Raw genomic sequence first — 20,182 nt, forward strand, 5'->3', positions numbered from 1 at the left:
GCTATTTCGTCAGAATTGTTGAACAAAGTGTAACGTGTTATTCTCCGGTGTGATTGTGTGGAGTGTTTAAAAATATGGTTTCCTCTATAACTCGAACTCAAGGCTGGATTTCTGAGGGTTCTAATTCCAAAATTGAACAGAGTTGTGCGCTGAATTTAATTCCCCTACCTGCAAGTCCCCTATTTGGTACAGATGGTATTCGTGGCAAAGTTGGAGAATTACTAAATGCGCCTTTAGCATTGCAAGTGGGTTTTTGGGCGGGGATTGTTTTGCATAATCATGCGGCTGAAGTTGGCCCTGTGATTGTGGGACAGGATTCTAGAAATTCTAGCGATATGTTAGCCATGGCCTTGAGTGCAGGTTTAACAGCAGCAGGGCTAGAAGTTTGGTATTTAGGGTTATGTCCTACTCCCTGTGTGGCCTATCTTGCCAGCATGAGTGATGCTATCGGCGGGATCATGATTTCTGCCAGCCACAACCCACCAGAAGATAATGGCATTAAAATTTTTGGTGCAAATGGTGCGAAGTTATCTCCAAGATTACAGGCGGAAATTGAATCAGGATTACGGGGGAAAATATCTTTTGAGGCGGTTGTGGATAAATGCGGACGGCATCATTCACGGAAAGAGTTAATAGGACAATATCGTGAGGCGTTGCAACAACCTTTACAACCTACGATGAATCTTCAAGGGATGAAGATTGTTTTAGATTTGGCTTGGGGGGCAGCAGTTGGGTTAGCACCATCGGTATTTGCGGAAATGGGTGCAGAGGTGATTTGTCTGCATAATGAAGCTGATGGCGATCGCATTAATGTTAATTGTGGTTCGACTCATTTAGATATTCTCCAAGCAACAGTTATACAACATCACGCCGACATTGGTTTTGCCTTTGATGGTGATGCAGACAGGGTTTTAGCTGTAGATAATACTGGTCGAGAAATTAATGGCGATTACATTCTCTATCTTTGGGGTAGCCACCTGCAACAAAAGCAACAGTTACCAGATAATCTAATTATTTCTACTGTTATGGCTAACTTAGGCTTTGAAAAAGCTTGGCAGCAATTAGGTGGTAACTTAATTCGGACAGCCGTAGGTGATCAATATGTGCAAGCCGAAATGCTAAAAACTGGGGGAATGCTAGGTGGTGAACAATCAGGCCACATTCTCTGTCGTCATTATGGTATTACTGGTGATGGCTTGTTAACAGCTTTGCATATAGCTGCTGTCGTCAAAGAAGCGGGTATTTCTCTGAGTGAAATGGTAGATCAAAGTTTTCAGACCTACCCCCAATTATTACGTAATGTGCGAGTATTAGATCGTGAGCGCCGTTTAGGATGGCAAGATTGTCAACCTGTACAAAATGCGATCGCCCAAGCCGAAGCCGCAATGGGTGATGATGGCAGAATTTTAGTCCGCGCATCCGGTACAGAACCAGTCATCCGCGTCATGGTTGAAGCAGCCCATGCTGAACTTGCCAACTATTGGACAAGTGAATTAGTCTCACAAGTCCAACAATATTTAGGATAAGGATACTGAGTGCGAAAGTACTGGGTACTCTCCTTGTTACTCGGTACTAAGTACTCGGTACTCGGTACTCAAATCTTATGGCAAAAACCAAAAAATCCCGCAAAGCAAAAAAGCAGTCGTCAGCTGACAAACCCACTCTCAGTCTTAAAGAACAATTAGCCCAGAAACGACAAGCTACCCTAGCTCGCAAAGAATTTATCAGCTTACTAACTACTGCTGGAGGTACTGGTTTATTCTTAGGATTAATGATTTTTTTTGTAGGGGGAATTAAACTAGCAATTCCCGCTGTATTAGGGATTTTAATACTGTCATTTTCTTATAAATACCCGCGCCACGCTATATACGCCTTTATCATCTACTTACCTTTTGCAGGGACAATTATTTACTACATTGGCAATAATCCCGTCATGCAATTAGCTAAAGATGCTTTTTATGTCCCCGCTGCGATCGCACTTTGGCAAACTTGCAGCCGGAAAAAGCAACCCTTTATTATTCCCCAAGCCATTAAAACCCCATTATGGATTCTCTTTGGCTGCACTATGCTAACACTGGTGTTCATCAATGGAGGACAGCAGTTCAACCCACCTATGAGCAATGGAGTTCTAACCCCACCTTCTGGTGACGTACCCCTAGGAGTGGGAATTCTCGGCTTAAAAGTATTTTTGGGCTATTTACCCTTAATTAGTTGTGCCTACTATTTAATTCGCGATCAGAAAGATTTTTTGCTGTTATCGCGTACTCAGATTGTGCTGATCCTAGTTTGCTGTCTCTTAGGAATCATGCAATATTTCCTACTCACAATAGGGGTATGCAAAGGGACTGTAGGTGTTGAAGGAGATGCCTTATTTAAAGCCACACTCGAAGCTCGTTGTTATGTGGGTGGAGCGCTATTATATACTCCTGAACAAGGGGTAATTCGATTGCCAGGAACATTTGTAGCCCCTTGGCAGTGGGCCTGGTTCTTAATTTCTAGTACATTTTTTACCTTTGCTACTAGTTTTAGCGATCGCTCTATTATTTGGCGGATCATTGGCTTAGTAACTCTAGCATTAGTCTTTATGAATGCGGTTGTTTCAGGGCAGAGAATTGCCTTAGCTTTAGTACCAACCTGCTTCGTGCTTTTGTTATTCTTGACTGGTCAAATTGGCAACCTCAAACGGTTTATCCCGATAGGAGGAGCGATCGTTTTAATTTTGGGAATTGCCATGGCAGCTAACCCTGTTGTTGTCCAAGATAGAATAGATAGCTTTACAAGTCGTTGGAATGCGTCACCACCTCAAGCATTTATTGTGGAACAATTTGAAGATAATTGGAAAAGTGTCAAAACCCCCATTGGTTCTGGTTTAGGAAGAGCTACCAACTCGGCTCGCGCCTTGGGTTCAACCAAGTTGGTGGAAACTTACTACCCTAAGGTGTTGTATGAAGTGGGAATTGTTGGAGTACTAGCTTTTCTAGGCCTTGTTACCAGTATAACAATTGCTACTTTTAAAGTATATCGCTCCATAAAAGACCGTAACTTACGGACATATGCTGCTAGTATGTGGGTGTTTATACTAGCCATTAGTTATAATACTTATTACTATCCTCTAGATGTCGATCCCGTATGTGTCTATTATTGGTTGAGTATAGGAATATTACTCAAATTGCAATTGCTGGATCAACAACTGAGTCCAGAAGAGAGGCTAATTAACCAAAAAGGTCAGAAAAAACGTCCATTTAAAAATAATCTCAAGAGTCAACCATCTATCTAAAATAAATATTCCCAATCACACAAAAACTATTTTTTATTAAATGTTAATATTTTATAGACATGAATTTTTTAGAGGTAAAATATGTTGATGTAAATATATTTAGTTTTTGGAATAGTAGCTTTTAGAAAAAATGGCAAGTATTTGACAATCAGAACTTAAATTGTGAAGCTTAATTAATACAATTTAAATCATCAAAACTTATGGATAAATACCCTTTGATTTCAGTTGTTATCCCTACCTATAGAAGGGAAAAACTTTTGCAAGATAGCATTGTTGATGTTTTAAGGCAAGACTATCCGCATTTTGAAGTTTTAGTAGTAGATCAAACTCAAACTCACGAACCAGAAACTCAAGCTTTTTTGGAAGAAATGTCAGCAGCAGGTAAAATCAAATTGTTGCGTTTGGATTGGGCGAGTTTACCAGGGGCGCGGAATTATGCAGTCAGAAGATCACAGGGTGAAATCATCTTATTTATTGATGATGATGTAGAGTTAGAACCTGGATTTTTAAGCGCCCATGTCAAAAATTATTTGCAAAATCCAGAAATAGGGGCTGTTGCGGGGCGAGTATTTGACAGAATGAAATTAGGTGACTCTGGGGGAAAATTGGAGATTGAATATTTACCCCCGGAAGCAATGGACCCTGGAATTGCTTGGTATCATATTGATTTAGTCCATACTACCAAACCCCAACAGGTACTCACAGCACGGGGTTGTAATATGTCTTTTCGCAGCGAAATTTTTACTAAGTATGGACTGAAGTTTGATGAGAGGTTTCGCGGTAGTGCGGTGCGGGAAGAGTCAGATTTCTGTTTGCGGGTGAGAAAGACGGGATATAAGATTTGGTATGATCCGGAGGCACATTTGGTACATTTAGGGGAAGAAACGGGAGGCTGTCATGATATTAGTATGCGATCGCTCAATTATCAAGTCACTTTCTATCACAACCATTTTTTATTGGGGTTGAAAAATCTCACTTTTACCCAAGCTTTACGTCTTTACGGACGTTTGTTTGATTGTCACGTTCTGGGAAATCCGCCTTGTTATAAAAGTGGTTCTCCAATTAAAGTTGCAACTCGCGGGGTTTTCTATGTTTTGGGTTTTCTGAAAGCTGTGGGTAGTATGATTCAATCAATCTGGAATGATGGGCAAGTTTACAGTCGGTTAGATCAACAGATTTAGATTATATCATCACAAGATAACTATTGTGGGTGGGCATTTTGCTCACCAATATGGATTAAATGAACCGCGAAGGCGCGAAGAGCGCGAAGGAAGAAGGAAGAAGATAAATGTTATTCTGCTGGGGAAGGATTAGGTTTTTCTTTATTTCAATGTTGTCAATTATATTCAAAATTTATCATGAGAATTTTAGTTGCTAGTCATACCTATATTGTAGATTTGAACTGCGAGAAATTACGCGCTTTATCACAACTACAACCGGGAATTGAAGTTACTGTTGTAGTTCCTAAGCGTTGGAAACCGGGAGGTGTACAAAACAAGATTATTGAATCTGAATATCGTGATGAAGGTGCATTTAAAATAGTACCAATATCTAATTTTAGTCAAAATCATCAAGGACTGCTTACTTTTGGTGCTGATTTAATCACTCTGTTGCGGAAATTCCGTCCCCAAATTATTCATGTAGAACAAGGTTCTAGGGGTTTGGCTTACACCCAAATGATTATTTTAAATCAGCTATTAGGACTTAAAGCTAAGAATATATTTTTTACTTGGTGGAATTTACCTTATGAATTAAAATTACCAGTTGCTTTATTAGAAAAATTTAACCTTAATAATAGTGACGGAATTATTTCTGGTAATCAAGATGGTGCAGAAATTTTACGTCAAAGAGGATATAACGGAGCAATTAAAGTTATGCCGCAGTTAGGTATAGATGAAACTCTTTTTACTCCTCAAACACAACCAGAATTAGCTGCTAAATTAGGTATCAATAAAGGGGATTTTGTTGTTGGTTTTGTCGGTCGATTTGTACCAGAGAAGGGTTTATTAACTCTATTGCAAGCATTGGTATCTTTAAAAAATAAATCTTGGAAATTATTACTATTAGGACGCGGAGAGTTAAAAGATGAATTAATTAAAATATCAGCAGAAAATAATATCCAAGATAGACTAATTATGGTAGAAAGTGTTCCCCATGATGAAGTCGCTAAATATATCAATTTAATGAGTACTTTAGTTTTGCCTTCAGAAACTACTTACAAGTTTAAAACCCTGACTGCTGTAGGTTGGAAGGAACAATTTGGCCATGTTTTAATTGAAGCTATGGCTTGCAAAGTTCCTGTAATTGGTTCTGATTCTGGGGAAATTCCTTATGTAATTGGTGATGCTGGTTTGATTTTTCCTGAAGGTGATGTTCAAGCTTTAGCTAATTGCTTGTTGCAATTAATGGAAAAACCTGATTTGGCTGAAAATTTGGGTAGATTAGGTTATCAAAAATCTATTTTTCAATATACAAATAAGGCTTTAGCACAGCAACAGTTTGAGTTTTATCAAGAATTAGTTAGTTCTTAGTAGAAGGAATTATTTTAACTAACCGCAGAGACGCAGAGGACGCTGAGAGAAGAAAATGAAAATATTGCATATTGTTCCGTCGATTTCCTTAATTTATGGCGGTCCTAGTCAAATGGTATTGGGGTTAGCCCCAGCGTTAACAAAGGCAGGTGAAGAGGTTACAGTTATCACTACAGATAGTAATGGCGATTTTGGTCAAAAACCTCTTGATGTGCCTTTAAATCGCCCTATAAAGCAAGATGGTTATGACATTATTTACTTTCGTTGTGCGCCGTTTCGTAGATATAAGTTTTCTCTTGATTTATTAAAATGGTTAAAAAGTCACTCTAAAGAGTTTGATATTGCCCATATTCATGCTTTATTTTCTCCTGTTAGTAGTGCTTCAGCTTTAATTTGTCGTCAACAAAATTTACCTTATATTTTACGTCCTTTGGGAACTCTTGATCCTGCTGATTTACGTAAAAAGAAAAAATTAAAACAGCTTTATGTAAAAATTTTAGAAGGTGGTAATTTAGCAGGTGCAGCAGCAGTTCATTTCACTAGCGAACAAGAAGCAAAAATATCAGCAAGATTTGGCGTAAAAACAAAAGATTTAGTGATTCCTTTGGGTGTAATTCCTCCCGTGGAAGATGGGAAAAATTCAGTTATTAAGCAATGGGGTATTCCTGGTAATCAACCTGTGGTTTTATTTATGTCCCGCATTGACCCCAAAAAGGGTTTAGATTTATTACTTCCTGCATTAGAAAAATTATTAAATGATGGTTTTAAATTTCACTTTATTTTAGCGGGAACAAATCCCCAAGATCCAATTTATGAACAAAAAATTAAATCTGAAATTGAAAATTCATCATTAAATGCACACACAACAATTACTGGCTTTGTTACGGGTGAAGCGAAACAAAGTTTATTAAAAGCTGCGGATTTATTTGTTTTACCTTCTTACTATGAAAATTTTGGCATTGCGGTAGCGGAGGCAATGGTTGCAGGAAAACCAGTGGTTATTTCTGACCAAGTGCATATATATCAGCAGGTTGTAGATAGTGAGTCTGGTTGGGTGGGGAAAACTGATGTAAAATCACTGGTGGATTTATTAAGAGAGGCTTTGTCAAATCCCCAAGAATGCCAGCGACGGGGAGTAAATGCCGAAAAATATGCCTTAGAGAATTTTAGCTGGGATGCGATCGCACAACAAGTAATTCGAGCTTATCAGGAAATTGTGGCAGACCAAAAAGTTTAGAAATTTAAAATTTTGTTGCAACCGGTGGAATGTTGATGGGATAATTTACCGTTCTGTGTCATGATAACACAGTAAAAATATGCCTTCTTAATTACAGGGAATCTCGCATGACTCTCCGTCTTGGTGATACAGTACCCAACTTTACTCAAGCCTCAACACACGGTGATATTGATTTTTACGCATGGGCCGGTGATAGCTGGGTAGTGCTATTCTCCCACCCTGCTGACTTTACACCAGTTTGCACAACCGAATTAGGTACAGTAGCTAAACTGAAACCAGAATTTGATAAACGCAACGTAAAAGCGATCGCACTCAGCGTCGATGATGTAGACTCCCATAATGGTTGGGTGGGAGATATCGAAGAAACTCAAGGAACCGCCCTCAACTATCCCATTCTCGCAGACGCAGACAAAAAGGTTTCCGACCTTTATGACATGATTCACCCCAACGCAGCTGCAAACATCACAGTGCGTTCCGTTTTCGTTATTGACCCCAACAAAAAACTGCGTCTTAGCTTCACCTACCCCCCCAGCACAGGACGCAACTTTGATGAACTATTGCGAGTAATTGACTCTCTGCAATTAACTGATAATTACAGCGTCGCTACCCCCGCTGACTGGAAAGATGGAGAAGACTGCGTAATTGTTCCATCATTAAAAGATCCCGAAGTTCTCAAAGAGAAATTCCCCAAAGGTTACAAAGAAATCAAACCTTATTTACGCATGACACCCCAACCTAACAAATAATTTCCAGTAACATAAATATTCTTCGTAGGGTGGGTTAGCGACAGCGTAACCCACCTTTTTTATTATAATTGAAACCATTTAGTAGCGATATAATAAAGTCATTTCAGTAAGCAAATATGGAGGAAATCACCATGCTATCATCCCCCTTAATGTTGCAAATGCCATCTTCAATGCCAATGACAGACGAACAATTTTTTGAATTCTGTCAAGTAAACCGTGATTTACGCATTGAAAGAAATAGATTTGGAGAAATATCAATCATGTCACCGACAGGTTCAGAAACAGGAAACCGAGAAGGTAATATATTTGGACAATTGTGGGTATGGTCAGAAAAAGATGGTACAGGTATCACTTTTACTTCCAGCACAGGTTTTAAACTCTCCACAGGTGCAGACCGTTCTCCTGATGCTGCTTGGATAAAATTAGAAAGATGGAATACACTCACACCAGAACAACAGAAAAAATTTGCACCCATATGTCCTGATTTTGTCATCGAATTAAGATCAGATTCTGATAACCTGCAACCATTAAAAGACAAAATGAACGAATATATGCAGGAACCAGGAATACAATTAGGCTTATTAATTGACCGCAAAAATCGCCGAGTTTATATTTATCGTTCTGGACAAACAGAAGAATGTTTAGAAAATCCTAATACTGTTAACTGCGAACCTATTTTACCGGGATTTGTTTTGAATATGAGTAAAATTTGGTAAATAAAATAACTAAAAGGAAATCACTATGCTTTCATCTCCCTTAATGTTGCAAATGCCGTCATCAATGACAGACGAACAATTCTTTGAATTCTGTCAACTAAACCGTGATTTACGCATAGAGAGGAATAAATTTGGAGAAATATCAATTATGCCACCTACAGGTTCAGAAACAGGAAACCGTAATTTCAACTTAGCTGTACAGCTAGGAGTTTGGACTGAAAAAGATGGTACAGGAATTGGTTTTGATTCCAGTACAGGGTTTAAACTCTCCACAGGTGCAGACCGTTCTCCTGATGCTTCCTGGATAAAATCAGAAAGATGGAATAAACTCACACCAGAACAACAAAAAAAGTTTGCACCCATTTGTCCTGATTTTGTCATCGAATTAAGGTCAGCTTCTGATAACCTGCAACCATTAAAAGACAAAATGACCGAATATATGCAGGAACCAGGAATACAATTATGCTTATTAATTGACCGTAAAAATCGCCGAGTTTATATTTATCGTCCTGGACAAACAGAGGAATGTTTAGAAAATCCTGATACTGTTAGTTGTGAACCTGTTTTATCTGGGTTTGTTTTGAATATGAGTAAAATTTGGTAGTCAGAAAATCAATAACAATTCATCAATGCACGTTATTAGTTTTAGAATATTAAGAGAATATACAGAAAATCACGCAGATTCTCAGGAAGCACTAAGAGAACTGCACAAAAAGAAATGCCCAATGTTATTTCTTTTGGAGGAGTCTGGGAAAACAAAAGCCGATTTACAATATTTTTTAGATTCAGAAAGCTTGATTGATGACATTTTAAATGGAACGCAGAAAATAACTTTAGAATTAGCAGAAAAGTTGGGAGATTTTTTTCATATAGAAGCTAGTTTATTTCATGAATAGGATTGAGGTGCATTTGGTTAAGAGATATTTCCTCTTTTCGCTTTTTCCACTTTCTCAACTTGCTTGGGTGCTTCCATTTCATTGAATAGTCGGATAGCTTCATTAAAGTTGGTGTTGCTGTTTCCGGTTTCTTCCATTTTTTGATATGTTAAACCTATTTGGTAGTATGCTTCTGCTAAATCACATTTAGCACCGATTTTATCTAATAGTTCTATTGATTCTGAATGATGGGAAAGTGCTTTTTCAAAATCATTTTGTATTCGATATAGTTCTGCTAAACCAGTTAAGGCTTTTGCTTTAACGTGACTGGAGTGACTTTCCTCTGCATAACACATTGCTTGGCTGTACATTGCAAAAGACTTATCTATATCTGTCAAATTTTTATATGTTAAACTTAGAAATAATAGTGAATGTCCTTGAGTCCATGTAGTACCTTTAGTTAAAGCAAATTGATTGTGAGTTTTTTCTGCAAAATAAAATGCTTTATCTTTAAGTCCTAAACATGAATTTATAAAAGCTAACAAAAACCACGATTCTAAAATAAAATGGTTGTCAATATCGAGGTTATTAGAAATGAATAGACAACCATCTTCAAGAATTTTAATAGCATCTTCTAGTTCTCCTAAATCTATTAAACAACACGCTATATTAACAAAGAAAGCAGATTTTACTTCCTGAAATCCTAGCATATTGATATCTTGAATATTTACTTGAGAAAGCGAGGTTAAATATTTATCTGCTAATCTGTATGACTCTTTGTGATATTCAATTGACTTTCTTATAAGACCTATTAAGTTGTATGTATATCCGAGCGACAGATAGAGTTCACTTAGACAATAAATATCATTTACATAATTAATTATACGACTTATTGAAAAGCTTGATTGTTGCAATAAACCTAGTCTCCAAAATGACGTTCCTAGAGATTCTCGTTGATCCCACTTATTTTCTCTATCGTAGTTATCGATTAATACTCCTATTTTGCGGGTTTGCAGTTGTAATTTTAATCTGTCTAAAGTAATTCCAAATTCCCTTCCTGGTTCTTCTTGAAAATGTTGCTTTAGCCATTCTTCAACTACACTTTCAACAGCGGTAATATTCTCCTTATCTTTCGCCATTTCTAGTGGTAATACCAACTCAAATCCTTGAGTATTTAGATATTGCTTGGCTAAAGTTGACTTACCAACTCCCCCAGATGCTTGAATAACGATGATTTTTTCACCTTCATTAATAAGGTCATTGATATCATTAATTGCTGTGTCTCGTCCGACAAAATCACGTAATTCATCATTACATTTGGGTGAACTTTCAGAATCAGATATTTTCTGTTTTTCAGTAGACAAATGTTGTTTTATTACATTACTGAGATTATTTTTGGTAACTTTTACACCCAAAACCTCAGATAGTATTTTCCACAAGTTAGAACCAATTTCTTTACTGTAATCTTCACTAAAGTTATATAAATTGTCTATTTCTCTATAAAGTTTACCTTCTAAACAACCTCTCAATACAGTCATCTGTGAATCATTGAGAGGTTTTTTAGTGTGGTTTTCAATTAGACTTTGAGTAAATTTTAAAGCATCATCAGTATTCATTAGATAGCAGAATTTAAGTTGATTTTTAGTGGATATTCAGTAAATTTAGCATTTTTTACCCACAAAACCAACGAAAACCTACTTTCCCCCACCATTTTTTATACAAATTACCTACTTTTTCTTACTGACAAGGCTTTGAGGTTCAAGTACAGTCTTGGTATGGGTTGAGAACCCAGTAAAAAATCTGAGTAATCAATTCATTTTTATTCATTTCAACAAAGGAACATGAGGATGAAAGTAGAACTTTTGACTAAACCTGAATCTCCAACAATACCCTCACAAGAGGACGTTGTAACTTCTCCCAGTGCTTCTACCTGTACTTGGTGTGGTAAAAATATGTTCTTGGGTGGTCATTGTAAAACTCGTGAAGAGGCTGCTAACTGTGGTTACTATAAAAAACGTTAGGTCTTGAGCAATACCTTTAGAGTATTCCAACTAAAGAAATTCCCAATTATCATTGCTTAGGTGTAGCCTTTCCGCAGGGTAATCACAGATTTTGGATCATTTATTTTTTGGAAGACTCTTAGACAATTAAAGATGCTAAATTAGCGATCGCCCTCTAGTCTCTAGCTACGTTGACTTCATAAGAGCGATCGCTTTCCTGTATCTATGGAAAACAAAGAACAATAACAGTATTATATAATATAAATAGCTTTACCCCTGATTTCTATGACATTAGCAGAAATTTTACCCTCACTGCAAAAATTATCTCATCAAGAAAAAATCAAAGCCATTCAATTTTTAGCCACAGAATTAGCTCAAGAAGAGCAAGATTTAGGAGCAGAATCACTTGATTATAGTCAAATAGATACAGAATTAAATTTTCAGTCTCTTAGTGAAAAAGACATGATTGAGCAAAGCAAATCTGCTTTAGAAAGCTACCTTCATACAGGTTCAGGAGTCAAACATGAAGAAGTCCAGAAATGGGCAAATAGTTTAATAATTCAACAATAAAACTAATGTCTGAGATAGTTTGGACAGAAACTGCTATTAATGATTTAAATCGTCATTATGATTTTATAGCACTTAGTAATGCTGACGCAGCAGCCCGCGCAATACAAGCAATTGTTTCTTTAGGGGGAAGTCTAGAACAAAATCCGCGTCGTGGTGCGATTATAGATGAAATAGCAGGATTACGAAAACTTGTAGTTTCTTTTGGTAAGTATGGTTTTATAATTCACTACATTATTCTTGAGGATGATGTGCTTATTTTACGTATATATCATGGACGAGAGAATAGACCTATTTAGTTAATTGCAAGATTGAAAGCGTTAGCTTACCATCGCCTATTATTTCTCCTTCCTGCAACTGCAAAATAACAGGTTCAATATCATCACGAATTTTCCGATATCGTTTTGATAGTTTATATAATTGTTTTTCAAATTCAGGAGAAAATTTAACTGAGATATCATCTATACCATTCACTTTCAATTCTCTTCCATAATTCAGAAATAGGTCTAGCCTTACCAGATTTTACTTCTTCAAAAGCCCTAGTTAAACTCTCTTTTACTTCTTCAATAGGAATATCATCAAGATCATAATCATCCGCTTCTGGTAAAAGAATAATTACTTTGACAGCATTAAAATTATCAATTTCTAAAGGATAATCTAAGGTTAATTGTCCTTCTTGTATCTCACTCAACCGAAAACCGCTATATACACTTTCTTATCTTACTCCTAAACTCTACTTTGATATGTAATTAAAATAAAGTATCAATAAATAATCCTGTAAATCCTTTAATCTTGAAAATCCTGATTCGCTTTTTATTGTAAAATTAATATATTATAATTCTGCTAAAATATTATAAGCCTCATTCACCAACCGGATCTTTTCTTGTACCTGTTTTTGCATTTGTGGCTGATTCACAAATAAATCAGGATGCCATTTTTTCACCAATGTCTTATAAGCTTGTTTCACTTCAACAAAAGAAGCAGTAGATTGTAACCCTAAAATTTTATAAGCACGATCAATTCTATCTTTCTCTACTTGTGTCTTTGGTGGATTTTGTGCTTTTTGATTTGTATTTGTTTGTTGCTGTTTCCCTGGAGATTTCATATTAGCTTTCATTTGCGCTATTTCTTGATCAAGTTCCCAAGCACGAAATTTAGCCTCTGTTTCTGCGGGATTTGGTGGAGGTGTATAAACCTGCTGACGTGGTAGTTCTACTTTGACTTGAGGAGTATTTGGTTCAGGTGGAGTATAAACCTGTTGAGGGGGTGGTTCTACTTTCTTTTCTGTGTATGTATACTTGCTACTGTTTCCTTGAGGTGGTGTTTGAGTATTTGCAGGTTTAGGAGTTTCTTTATAAGGTTGATATTTAGTTTGAATATTTACTTTTTCTAATTCTGTCAATAACTGATTAAATCCATTTTGTAATTGTTTTATATCTTCACGTTTTTGACTAATTTCACGCGGTTCTTGACTAACTTGAAAGTTAATGACTTTCACAGCTTTTTGTTCATATTCAGCTAAAATAGATAAACCCTGACTGCTAAAACTAGATAAATAATTTTCAGCCGCAGCTATACAAATTGTCGCTACCTGTTGATGATAAGTTTCTTTAGCTGATTGTTCTTCAGCATTTTGAATATTTTGATTTAATAAATAAGAAATACTCCCAACTACAGCAGCACCTACAGGGCCACCTAATAGCCAACCAATACCACCACCTACAGCAATAGAACCAGGATCTGTTATATCATTGGTATTATTTTGTTTTGCAGGTAGAGTTATTTGGGGTGTAGTGGGAAATGGTATTTTTAAATCTTCTGGTCTTTCTGATTTGAAGAATTCATAAGCTTGATATAGCCATTTTATCACTGCTAACTGCAATTCGGTTAAGTCTTTTTTTAAAGTTCCTATTTGCCAAGATTGCAAATTATTTTCTGCTAATGCAACAGCAATATCACTTTGGTATTTAGCCAATAAATTTGGTAAATACAACCATTTTTTTAATTCATAAACACTAGTATTAAAACCTTGTTTAATTAGGTCTTTAGCTTTTTGTTTAATATCATTTTTAGCATTTTCTTTATCATCAAATGATTTAATTTCACTAGCAATTTTATCAATTTTATCTGCTAATAAAGGTTGAATTTGCGAGGTAATACCCTGAATTCTTGGTAAACGTACACCACCAGTATTTTGCTGTAAAATTCCGACTATATTTTGTAAAGCTGTTTCAAAAGCTGCTAAACCGCTACTATTTGCAAGCGCAACATCACCTTTCAATCTAGCGCGTAAAGCGGGTAAAGCATCAACTCGATATAAATTACTAAAACCGGCAGGTAATTCGGAACGAAAACTTTCTGCTACGAATAATAAGCGATTTTGGACTTGTTTTTGTTCTTCTGGTTCTAGTAAATTGAGGAAATTAGCCACAAAAATAACTGTTTTAATTCCTCTATCTAATAACCAATCACGTAGGTTTTCCCGTTCACCTAAAGTCATTAGTTTACGCGCATCTAATAATTGTATAACTAAGTCTGTTTCTAATAACTTATCTCGGACTAAATTATCTTGTGCTTCTCTGTCATTTGTTCCCGGTAAATCAACAAATTCTATTCCTGTTTCTAAGAAGGGATGAGGACAAAAAACTTCAACAGATGCAACATCTTTTCGCATCTGTCTATTACCGTCAAGAATCGCAAATTTTTGTAAAATATCTGTGCCACTGCGGTAGATTTCTGTACCATCTACTAACATAATCCGAGTTCTGACATCACTACCATATTTAACAGTAATTGCTGCACCTGTGGTGGGAATTAAATCAATTGGTAAAGTTCGATTTCCCAACATTGCATTTAACAAAGTTGATTTACCATGATTAAAGGGGCCAAATACCGCAATCTGAAAATTAGGATTAGCGAGATGATTGGAAATTGTAATGACATCTTGATAAAGCTTAGATTTTTGATCTAAATTTATTAATTTACAGGTAGATTTAAGAGAATTTGTTATTTCTTGGTAAAGTTCATATTGTTTTTGCATATTTGTCTAAAATAATTCGATTCGCTTGGTGTTAGAGTGAAAAATCTTTAGTTTTTGTGTAGGTTGAGTTAAGCGACAGCGCAACAAAGTTTTAATCATGTTGGGTTTCCTTGCGTCAACCCAACCTACAATTGTCTATTTACTAGCTATAATAAGCTAACAAATTGCTGTATGCAGCTTCGATTTTTTGCAGTTGTTCTATGACACCTTCTTGTAAATTTTTCAGACGTTTGAACTCACTTTCACGGTTAATTTCCCGCGTTTCTTTCTGTTTGAGTAAATTATCTAATTCCGATTTGCGAGAAGTGATATCATCATTAATGCGTTGATTTACTTCTTTTTCGTAAGCATCAAAACATTCTTTGACTGCATCATAAACAATTGGAGCTTGTTCTTGTGCTACTTGCGGTAAATATTTAACTAACTCTTTTTTGGCAGTTTTAACTAACTCTTTCCGCGCTTGATCTGCTTGTAAAATTCCTACCCCCAAACCTAACAAAGCGAAGCCAATTGGCCCCAGAAAAATACCTGTGACTGCGGTAATTATTCCACCAACACCAATAACAGTAAAGTAGTTTAAAAGGATATTTTTCCAATCAAAACCTGCACCAGCTAAAGCTACACCAGCTAAGTTACCTCTCGATAAAGATAACAAACCCATTGCCCATTTTGCCCATCCAGGAGAGTTATCTTCTTCTGTGGTATTATTGGCATTGACTTTAACTGGTTGTCCTGTTAATTTTTCGTTGATTTGATTGGTGACTTGACTATAAGAAGCACCGTATTGAGCAGCGGAGCGAGATAATTCTTTAAAGGCTGAATTCATGTCTTTTTCAGCAGTTAAAGTCCAAGCTGAAAACTTATCTGTGATGTATTGTTCAAATGCTTTTTGTAATGCGATACTAAAAGCATCCCGTTTACCACTACTCAGAAAATCCAACAAGTTTAATTCTGGTTGATAGCGCAAGAAATCATTTTCAAAGGTGTTACCTAAGTTTAAAACATAGCTGCGAAATGATTCAGATACTGTTCGGGCTTGATTATCTCTGGTGTTGATAATTTCCTTTTGAAATTGATCACGGATATTGGTGAGTTTATTAAATTCAGGTTCAACTGAATCAATGCGGCTTTTTAATTCATCAACATCTTTATCAAGTAAAGGAATACGTCTATCAATCGCTTCACGGGTGTGGTTTACAGCTTGTCTAGCTAAGGTTCTGACTTGACGTAATTCTGCGATCGCTCTTTCTCTAGTCAAAAAGGTGTTCAGCGCCCCCATGAACTCAGGAAAGCCAGTCTGACTTAAATCAGCTTGAGGGTTCTTTAACCTGCGTCTCAGTGCTTGAATGGATGAAATCTCAAATACCCTTTCATCGTAGATATCCTGTCCATCTACAGAACAATATTCGGCTAAATTGGCTTTAAAAACCTGTCTGAGTCTATCTTCTGCTGCTGTTAACTCTTCCACATCATCAGGATCAATTAATGATTCTTTCACCTGATCCCAAGCATTAACTAAGAAGAAAACTGATAAACCTCTACCTTTGATATAATTCTCTAAATAACGTCTTTCACCTAAAGTACAAGGCTGAGAAGCACGCATCACAAACAAGATTGCATGACAGTTATTTACATAACCTAAAGATAACTCATTTCGTGCTTCCGTATCATTTAAGCCTGGACTATCAACAATTTCAATACCCTTTTCTAACAAAGTTAAAGGATACTCAACAACCGCATAATCAACATCAGGAAAAGCTTGTTTTTGCTCCTGTTCTAACTTCTTTGCTTCAGCCGGATCAATAGTATATTTATATTTAAAACTTTGAAAATCTAGCTGTTGGGGACTTTTGCCATTATTAAAATGAATGGTAACTTTTTTTTCTGCCCCATAGCGTAAAATTGTTAATACTGCTGTACAAGGATTTACATCACTGGGTAATAAATTCTCACCAATTAAGGCATTAAGAAACGTGCTTTTTCCTCGTTTCATATCACCCAAAACCAAAAGGCGAAATACACCGTTATTGAGATTTTTACTAGCTACAGTAATATCTTCAATGTCTCTTGCTAAACTAAGTTTACCTGATGAACTATCTCCAGCTAATTCCGCTTGATTAATTGTATCAGCAATTTTGCTCAAACAAATAGCAATCTCTGAACGTACTTGAGCAACACGCTCTAAATCATTGATAAACTTGTCAGTTCCAACTTGATAATTCATGGTGATGACACTTTATTTAGAGTTATTAACTTTGGATTCCAAAAAAAGCTTGTAAGTGAGAAAAGCCAAAGCGCCAAAAATAACAATTCCAGCTAAAACTGAAGCCACTCGCACTGCAACTAAGGTTGCAACAGCGAATCCAAACAGCTTTGCACCGAGAATTACTTTTCTCATCCAAGGCTTTTGAGAATTTTCGGGTTGATGTTTAACGGTTTGATAAACAGGTGCTTCATGAGGATTAATTTGATTGTCTATTTCCCGCAGTCGCATTTCAACTTTGCGTTGAAGTTCTCGATTGCGTTCATCTTGAGATGCCATCTGTATCCACCCCTTCTGGTCAATTCCTCCGTATTTTAACTCACTCTAATAATTGCAACCAACTGTAAAATTACCGCGTCAGCGTCAATGACTTGAACAGACGACCGCGAAAGAGTTACAGTAAATTGCAGATAAATGAAGTAAAGAATCTAAATTCAAAGCCAGTTTTACTCCTGACTTCTGACTCCTGACTCTTGCTGTATATTGCTTCATTTACTGAGATTCAATATTTTTGGGTGACTTTTCGGAAATTGTGGGTAAATTTCTCACCTAAAGCATTGTAAGGCATTGAGAATAGATTCACTTATGCGCCAAAATTTTGATAGAAAAGAATTCAAGTAAATTCAACATGGATATCAAACAAGGATTTGTCGGCACTATTGGTAACACACCACTGATTCGCTTAAATAGCTTCAGTGAAGAAACAGGCTGCGAAATCCTCGCCAAAGCTGAATTTCTCAATCCTGGTGGTTCCGTCAAAGACCGCGCTGCACTTTATATTATCGAAGACGCGGAAAAAAAAGGTTTACTCAAACCTGGTGGGACGGTAGTGGAAGGAACGGCAGGTAATACTGGCATTGGACTCGCGCATATTTGCAATGCCAAAGGTTACAAATGTCTGATTATTATTCCCAATACCCAATCTCAAGAAAAGATAGATGCAATGACCACCTTGGGTGCAGAAGTCCGTCCTGTTCCTGCTGTACCTTACAAAGACCCTAATAATTACGTCAAGCTATCGGGTAGAATTGCGGCGGAAATGGAAAATGCCATTTGGGCAAATCAGTTTGATAATTTAGCTAATCGTCTCGCCCATTATGAAACCACAGGCCGGGAAATTTGGGAACAGACAGACGGTAAAGTAGATGGTTGGGTTGCAGCAACTGGTACTGGTGGTACTTATGCTGGTGTAGCGATGTATCTGAAAGAAAAAAATCCAGCAGTAAAATGTGTTGTAGCTGATCCTTTAGGTAGTGGTTTATACAGTTATATCAAAACTGGCGAAATCAAGATGGAAGGCAATTCTATCACCGAAGGTATCGGTAATAGTCGGATTACAGGCAATATGGAAGGCGCACCTACTGATGATGCTATCCAAATAAATGATGCAGAAGCTTTACGTGTTGTTTACCAGTTGCTACGAAAAGATGGGCTATTAATGGGTGGTTCCACTGGGATTAATGTTGGTGCTGCTGTTGCTTTAGCGAAACAGTTGGGGCCAGGACATACTATTGTAACTATTTTGTGTGACAGTGGTTCTCGTTATCAGTCAAGAATATTTAACCGTGAATGGTTAGCAAGTAAAGGGTTGGTTATTAGTTAGGAATTTTATTACCTACAGCGTTTCTTGGTCGAATGCAATACAATCGAGGGCGGGGTTTCCCCGCCCCTACAGGCTTGGTGATGATAAATATTTGTAGTCAAAATGGCAATGCATAAATGTCAAACTTCCCAACTCAGAATCAACCTGATACTCCCAAGTGCGTACAAGTGTGCCAATATCGTACCTGTAGAAAACAAGGTGCAGCAGAAGTTTTAGCTGCTTTTCGCGCTTTATCAATTCCTGATGTGACAGTTACAGCTAGTGGCTGCTTAGGACAATGTGGTAATGGACCGATGGTGCTAGTGTTACCAGATATGGTCTGGTATGGCAGAGTTCAACCTCAAGAAGTTACTCGAATAGTGGAACAACATTTATTAGGTGGTCAAAAAGTTAAACATATGCTTTATTATCGTTTTCATCCCCAGGGATAAAACTCATTAAAACTATACTGATTCTGCACTCTTGTTCACTGAAGTGAGGAAACTGATGGACATTCAGCAGCTACGTCAATCTTTAAAAATGAAGTGGCTAAATTACTGCCAGGAAAATCGTCCTTGGCTGGTTGAAATGCGAATTTGGCACTCCTATGATGGTGTCAGACGACCTTCATCTGGTTATATTTTGGCCACTCTGTCTGTTTTGGAACCGCAGTTAAAGGAAATACTCCCTTTTATTCTGGATTTAAATAATGATCCTGATCAAATAGTCGCGGCTTTAGGTCTTCATTTTAATCCTGATGAGGAGTTAGGTTTATTAAAATCAGAGGATTCTGTGGCTAAAAACGAGATTGTCAGTAAGCCTCCTATGAAGACGCAGGTTGCAGATACGCCAAGACAAAAGGAACACAAACAGGTGTTATTGAAAATTACTACAGGTGTTGAAGAAAAGCGCCAACCTGTTTCGGTGGGTGCAGTAGCTACACCAGTTAATCACCATTCTCCACCAAAGCTGCCTTCTGGAATGAGACGGGAAGAAACAGTCAAGGGAACTGACAAGCCAGCTGCGCGATCGCATTCTCCCACCCAGTCATCACTGACAATAACTACCGCAGTTCCTACTCAAACCAAAGCTTTACCTTCTGTCCCCAAAGTGACTGAACCCAATCACAACGCTAAATTTATGAACATCCCAGTGAAAAAAGTTTCCAGTATTTCACCTACTCAAACTAATGCCCGCAGTTTACCTTCTTGGATAGATGAGTCTTGTCAGGGTGTAAAATGGCAACATGATGAAACAATTAACCGCAAATTGTAAATCGAGATTTTTACGCAATCCTACTGAAAGGAACTCCAAAAAATAAATTATCCAATTCCACCGAATCAAAACG

General features: G+C 37.0%; 21 protein-coding genes. 15 read left to right on the plus strand and 6 right to left on the minus strand.

Annotated elements, in window-relative coordinates; genetic code table 11:
• Positions 1-74: 74 nt before the first annotated feature.
• The 9 genes from glmM (at position 75) to ACSQ6I_RS24060 (ending at position 9,403) form a co-directional block, all read left to right on the plus strand.
• A complete protein-coding gene (glmM, locus tag ACSQ6I_RS24020; protein WP_438892758.1) occupies positions 75-1,526 on the plus strand; it encodes a phosphoglucosamine mutase in 1,452 nt (483 codons plus the stop codon).
• Positions 1,527-1,603: 77 nt separating this feature from the next.
• Positions 1,604-3,277, plus strand: coding sequence for a hormogonium polysaccharide biosynthesis protein HpsL (gene hpsL / locus ACSQ6I_RS24025; RefSeq protein ID WP_438892759.1), 1,674 nt, complete (start codon positions 1,604-1,606; stop codon positions 3,275-3,277).
• A gap of 200 nt (positions 3,278-3,477) precedes the next feature.
• Positions 3,478-4,458: a hormogonium polysaccharide biosynthesis glycosyltransferase HpsN gene (gene hpsN, locus ACSQ6I_RS24030; RefSeq protein ID WP_438892760.1), complete on the plus strand. Its 981-nt coding sequence runs from the start codon at positions 3,478-3,480 to the stop codon at positions 4,456-4,458.
• A 177-nt stretch (positions 4,459-4,635) separates the two neighbouring features.
• The gene (gene hpsO, locus ACSQ6I_RS24035) at positions 4,636-5,808 is read left to right on the plus strand and encodes a hormogonium polysaccharide biosynthesis glycosyltransferase HpsO (protein WP_438892761.1); all 1,173 of its coding nucleotides are present in this window, start codon (positions 4,636-4,638) and stop codon (positions 5,806-5,808) included.
• A gap of 55 nt (positions 5,809-5,863) precedes the next feature.
• Complete coding sequence (gene hpsP / locus ACSQ6I_RS24040) at positions 5,864-7,045, plus strand: hormogonium polysaccharide biosynthesis glycosyltransferase HpsP (RefSeq protein ID WP_438892762.1); 1,182 nt, start codon at positions 5,864-5,866, stop codon at positions 7,043-7,045.
• Between the two features lie 107 nt (positions 7,046-7,152).
• A complete protein-coding gene (locus ACSQ6I_RS24045; RefSeq protein WP_190904880.1) occupies positions 7,153-7,791 on the plus strand; it encodes a peroxiredoxin in 639 nt (212 codons plus the stop codon).
• A gap of 131 nt (positions 7,792-7,922) precedes the next feature.
• A complete protein-coding gene (locus tag ACSQ6I_RS24050; protein ID WP_438892763.1) occupies positions 7,923-8,507 on the plus strand; it encodes a Uma2 family endonuclease in 585 nt (194 codons plus the stop codon).
• 25 nt (positions 8,508-8,532) lie between these two features.
• A complete protein-coding gene (locus tag ACSQ6I_RS24055) occupies positions 8,533-9,111 on the plus strand; it encodes a Uma2 family endonuclease (protein WP_438892764.1) in 579 nt (192 codons plus the stop codon).
• Between the two features lie 25 nt (positions 9,112-9,136).
• Positions 9,137-9,403 (plus strand): hypothetical protein, encoded by a 267-nt coding sequence (locus tag ACSQ6I_RS24060; RefSeq protein WP_438892765.1) that lies wholly within the window; start codon positions 9,137-9,139, stop codon positions 9,401-9,403.
• A 17-nt stretch (positions 9,404-9,420) separates the two neighbouring features.
• Here the strand turns inward: ACSQ6I_RS24060 and ACSQ6I_RS24065 are convergent, their stop codons facing one another.
• Positions 9,421-10,998, minus strand: a complete 1,578-nt coding sequence (locus tag ACSQ6I_RS24065; protein WP_438892766.1) for a tetratricopeptide repeat protein — start codon at positions 10,996-10,998, stop codon at positions 9,421-9,423.
• Positions 10,999-11,229: 231 nt separating this feature from the next.
• Between ACSQ6I_RS24065 and ACSQ6I_RS24070 the strand changes: the two genes are divergently transcribed.
• The 3 genes from ACSQ6I_RS24070 (at position 11,230) to ACSQ6I_RS24080 (ending at position 12,248) form a co-directional block, all read left to right on the plus strand.
• Entirely contained in the window at positions 11,230-11,403 is a 174-nt protein-coding gene (locus tag ACSQ6I_RS24070; protein WP_438892767.1) for a hypothetical protein, read from the plus strand.
• 264 nt (positions 11,404-11,667) lie between these two features.
• On the plus strand, positions 11,668-11,952 hold the full coding sequence (locus ACSQ6I_RS24075) for a hypothetical protein (RefSeq protein WP_438892768.1): 285 nt from the start codon (positions 11,668-11,670) through the stop codon (positions 11,950-11,952).
• Positions 11,953-11,957: 5 nt separating this feature from the next.
• The gene (locus ACSQ6I_RS24080; protein WP_438892769.1) at positions 11,958-12,248 is read left to right on the plus strand and encodes a type II toxin-antitoxin system RelE/ParE family toxin; all 291 of its coding nucleotides are present in this window, start codon (positions 11,958-11,960) and stop codon (positions 12,246-12,248) included.
• On the opposite strand, the gene ACSQ6I_RS24085 is transcribed toward ACSQ6I_RS24080, so the two are convergent.
• The 5 genes from ACSQ6I_RS24085 to ACSQ6I_RS24105 all read right to left on the minus strand — a co-directional run bounded on the left by ACSQ6I_RS24085 (position 12,241) and on the right by ACSQ6I_RS24105 (position 17,531).
• Positions 12,241-12,423: a type II toxin-antitoxin system RelE family toxin gene (locus ACSQ6I_RS24085; RefSeq protein WP_438892770.1), complete on the minus strand. Its 183-nt coding sequence runs from the start codon at positions 12,421-12,423 to the stop codon at positions 12,241-12,243. The two genes, ACSQ6I_RS24080 and ACSQ6I_RS24085, sit on opposite strands and share 8 nt — an antisense overlap.
• Entirely contained in the window at positions 12,407-12,640 is a 234-nt protein-coding gene (locus tag ACSQ6I_RS24090) for a type II toxin-antitoxin system RelN family antitoxin (protein ID WP_438892771.1), read from the minus strand. Before ACSQ6I_RS24090 ends, ACSQ6I_RS24085 begins: the two co-directional genes overlap by 17 nt.
• Before the next feature lie 141 nt (positions 12,641-12,781).
• Complete coding sequence (locus tag ACSQ6I_RS24095; protein ID WP_438892772.1) at positions 12,782-14,989, minus strand: dynamin family protein; 2,208 nt, start codon at positions 14,987-14,989, stop codon at positions 12,782-12,784.
• Between the two features lie 142 nt (positions 14,990-15,131).
• Positions 15,132-17,213 carry a dynamin family protein gene (locus tag ACSQ6I_RS24100; RefSeq protein ID WP_438892773.1) on the minus strand — a complete coding sequence of 694 codons (2,082 nt, stop codon included), beginning with the start codon at positions 17,211-17,213 and terminating at the stop codon, positions 15,132-15,134.
• A 12-nt stretch (positions 17,214-17,225) separates the two neighbouring features.
• Entirely contained in the window at positions 17,226-17,531 is a 306-nt protein-coding gene (locus ACSQ6I_RS24105; protein WP_438892774.1) for a hypothetical protein, read from the minus strand.
• Positions 17,532-17,880: 349 nt separating this feature from the next.
• On the opposite strand from ACSQ6I_RS24105, the gene ACSQ6I_RS24110 reads away from it, so the two are divergent.
• The 3 genes from ACSQ6I_RS24110 to ACSQ6I_RS24120 all read left to right on the plus strand — a co-directional run bounded on the left by ACSQ6I_RS24110 (position 17,881) and on the right by ACSQ6I_RS24120 (position 20,109).
• Positions 17,881-18,855 (plus strand): cysteine synthase A, encoded by a 975-nt coding sequence (locus tag ACSQ6I_RS24110; protein WP_438892775.1) that lies wholly within the window; start codon positions 17,881-17,883, stop codon positions 18,853-18,855.
• 116 nt (positions 18,856-18,971) lie between these two features.
• Complete coding sequence (locus ACSQ6I_RS24115; protein ID WP_438892776.1) at positions 18,972-19,286, plus strand: (2Fe-2S) ferredoxin domain-containing protein; 315 nt, start codon at positions 18,972-18,974, stop codon at positions 19,284-19,286.
• 55 nt (positions 19,287-19,341) lie between these two features.
• The gene (locus ACSQ6I_RS24120) at positions 19,342-20,109 is read left to right on the plus strand and encodes a DUF5331 domain-containing protein (RefSeq protein WP_438892777.1); all 768 of its coding nucleotides are present in this window, start codon (positions 19,342-19,344) and stop codon (positions 20,107-20,109) included.
• Positions 20,110-20,182 lie beyond the last annotated feature (73 nt).

Origin of the sequence: Anabaena sp. WFMT (assembly GCF_051781005.1) — a bacterium.
Lineage (GTDB): Bacteria > Cyanobacteriota > Cyanobacteriia > Cyanobacteriales > Nostocaceae > Anabaena.

Bases quoted from the DNA above. Each gene is read 5' to 3' on its own strand.
- ACSQ6I_RS24070 (WP_438892767.1), top strand. From the start codon at position 11,230: ATGAAAGTAGAACTTTTGACTAAACCTGAATCTCCAACAATACCCTCA.
- hpsO (WP_438892761.1), top strand. From the start codon at position 4,636: ATGAGAATTTTAGTTGCTAGTCATACCTATATTGTAGATTTGAACTGC.
- ACSQ6I_RS24050 (WP_438892763.1), top strand. From the start codon at position 7,923: ATGCTATCATCCCCCTTAATGTTGCAAATGCCATCTTCAATGCCAATG.
- ACSQ6I_RS24045 (WP_190904880.1), top strand. From the start codon at position 7,153: ATGACTCTCCGTCTTGGTGATACAGTACCCAACTTTACTCAAGCCTCA.
- ACSQ6I_RS24110 (WP_438892775.1), top strand. From the start codon at position 17,881: ATGGATATCAAACAAGGATTTGTCGGCACTATTGGTAACACACCACTG.
- ACSQ6I_RS24105 (WP_438892774.1), bottom strand. From the start codon at position 17,531: ATGGCATCTCAAGATGAACGCAATCGAGAACTTCAACGCAAAGTTGAA.
- ACSQ6I_RS24120 (WP_438892777.1), top strand. From the start codon at position 19,342: ATGGACATTCAGCAGCTACGTCAATCTTTAAAAATGAAGTGGCTAAAT.
- ACSQ6I_RS24075 (WP_438892768.1), top strand. From the start codon at position 11,668: ATGACATTAGCAGAAATTTTACCCTCACTGCAAAAATTATCTCATCAA.
- hpsN (WP_438892760.1), top strand. From the start codon at position 3,478: ATGGATAAATACCCTTTGATTTCAGTTGTTATCCCTACCTATAGAAGG.
- hpsL (WP_438892759.1), top strand. From the start codon at position 1,604: ATGGCAAAAACCAAAAAATCCCGCAAAGCAAAAAAGCAGTCGTCAGCT.
- ACSQ6I_RS24055 (WP_438892764.1), top strand. From the start codon at position 8,533: ATGCTTTCATCTCCCTTAATGTTGCAAATGCCGTCATCAATGACAGAC.
- ACSQ6I_RS24100 (WP_438892773.1), bottom strand. From the start codon at position 17,213: ATGAATTATCAAGTTGGAACTGACAAGTTTATCAATGATTTAGAGCGT.
- ACSQ6I_RS24060 (WP_438892765.1), top strand. From the start codon at position 9,137: ATGCACGTTATTAGTTTTAGAATATTAAGAGAATATACAGAAAATCAC.
- hpsP (WP_438892762.1), top strand. From the start codon at position 5,864: ATGAAAATATTGCATATTGTTCCGTCGATTTCCTTAATTTATGGCGGT.
- glmM (WP_438892758.1), top strand. From the start codon at position 75: ATGGTTTCCTCTATAACTCGAACTCAAGGCTGGATTTCTGAGGGTTCT.
- ACSQ6I_RS24065 (WP_438892766.1), bottom strand. From the start codon at position 10,998: ATGAATACTGATGATGCTTTAAAATTTACTCAAAGTCTAATTGAAAAC.
- ACSQ6I_RS24095 (WP_438892772.1), bottom strand. From the start codon at position 14,989: ATGCAAAAACAATATGAACTTTACCAAGAAATAACAAATTCTCTTAAA.
- ACSQ6I_RS24080 (WP_438892769.1), top strand. From the start codon at position 11,958: ATGTCTGAGATAGTTTGGACAGAAACTGCTATTAATGATTTAAATCGT.
- ACSQ6I_RS24115 (WP_438892776.1), top strand. From the start codon at position 18,972: ATGTCAAACTTCCCAACTCAGAATCAACCTGATACTCCCAAGTGCGTA.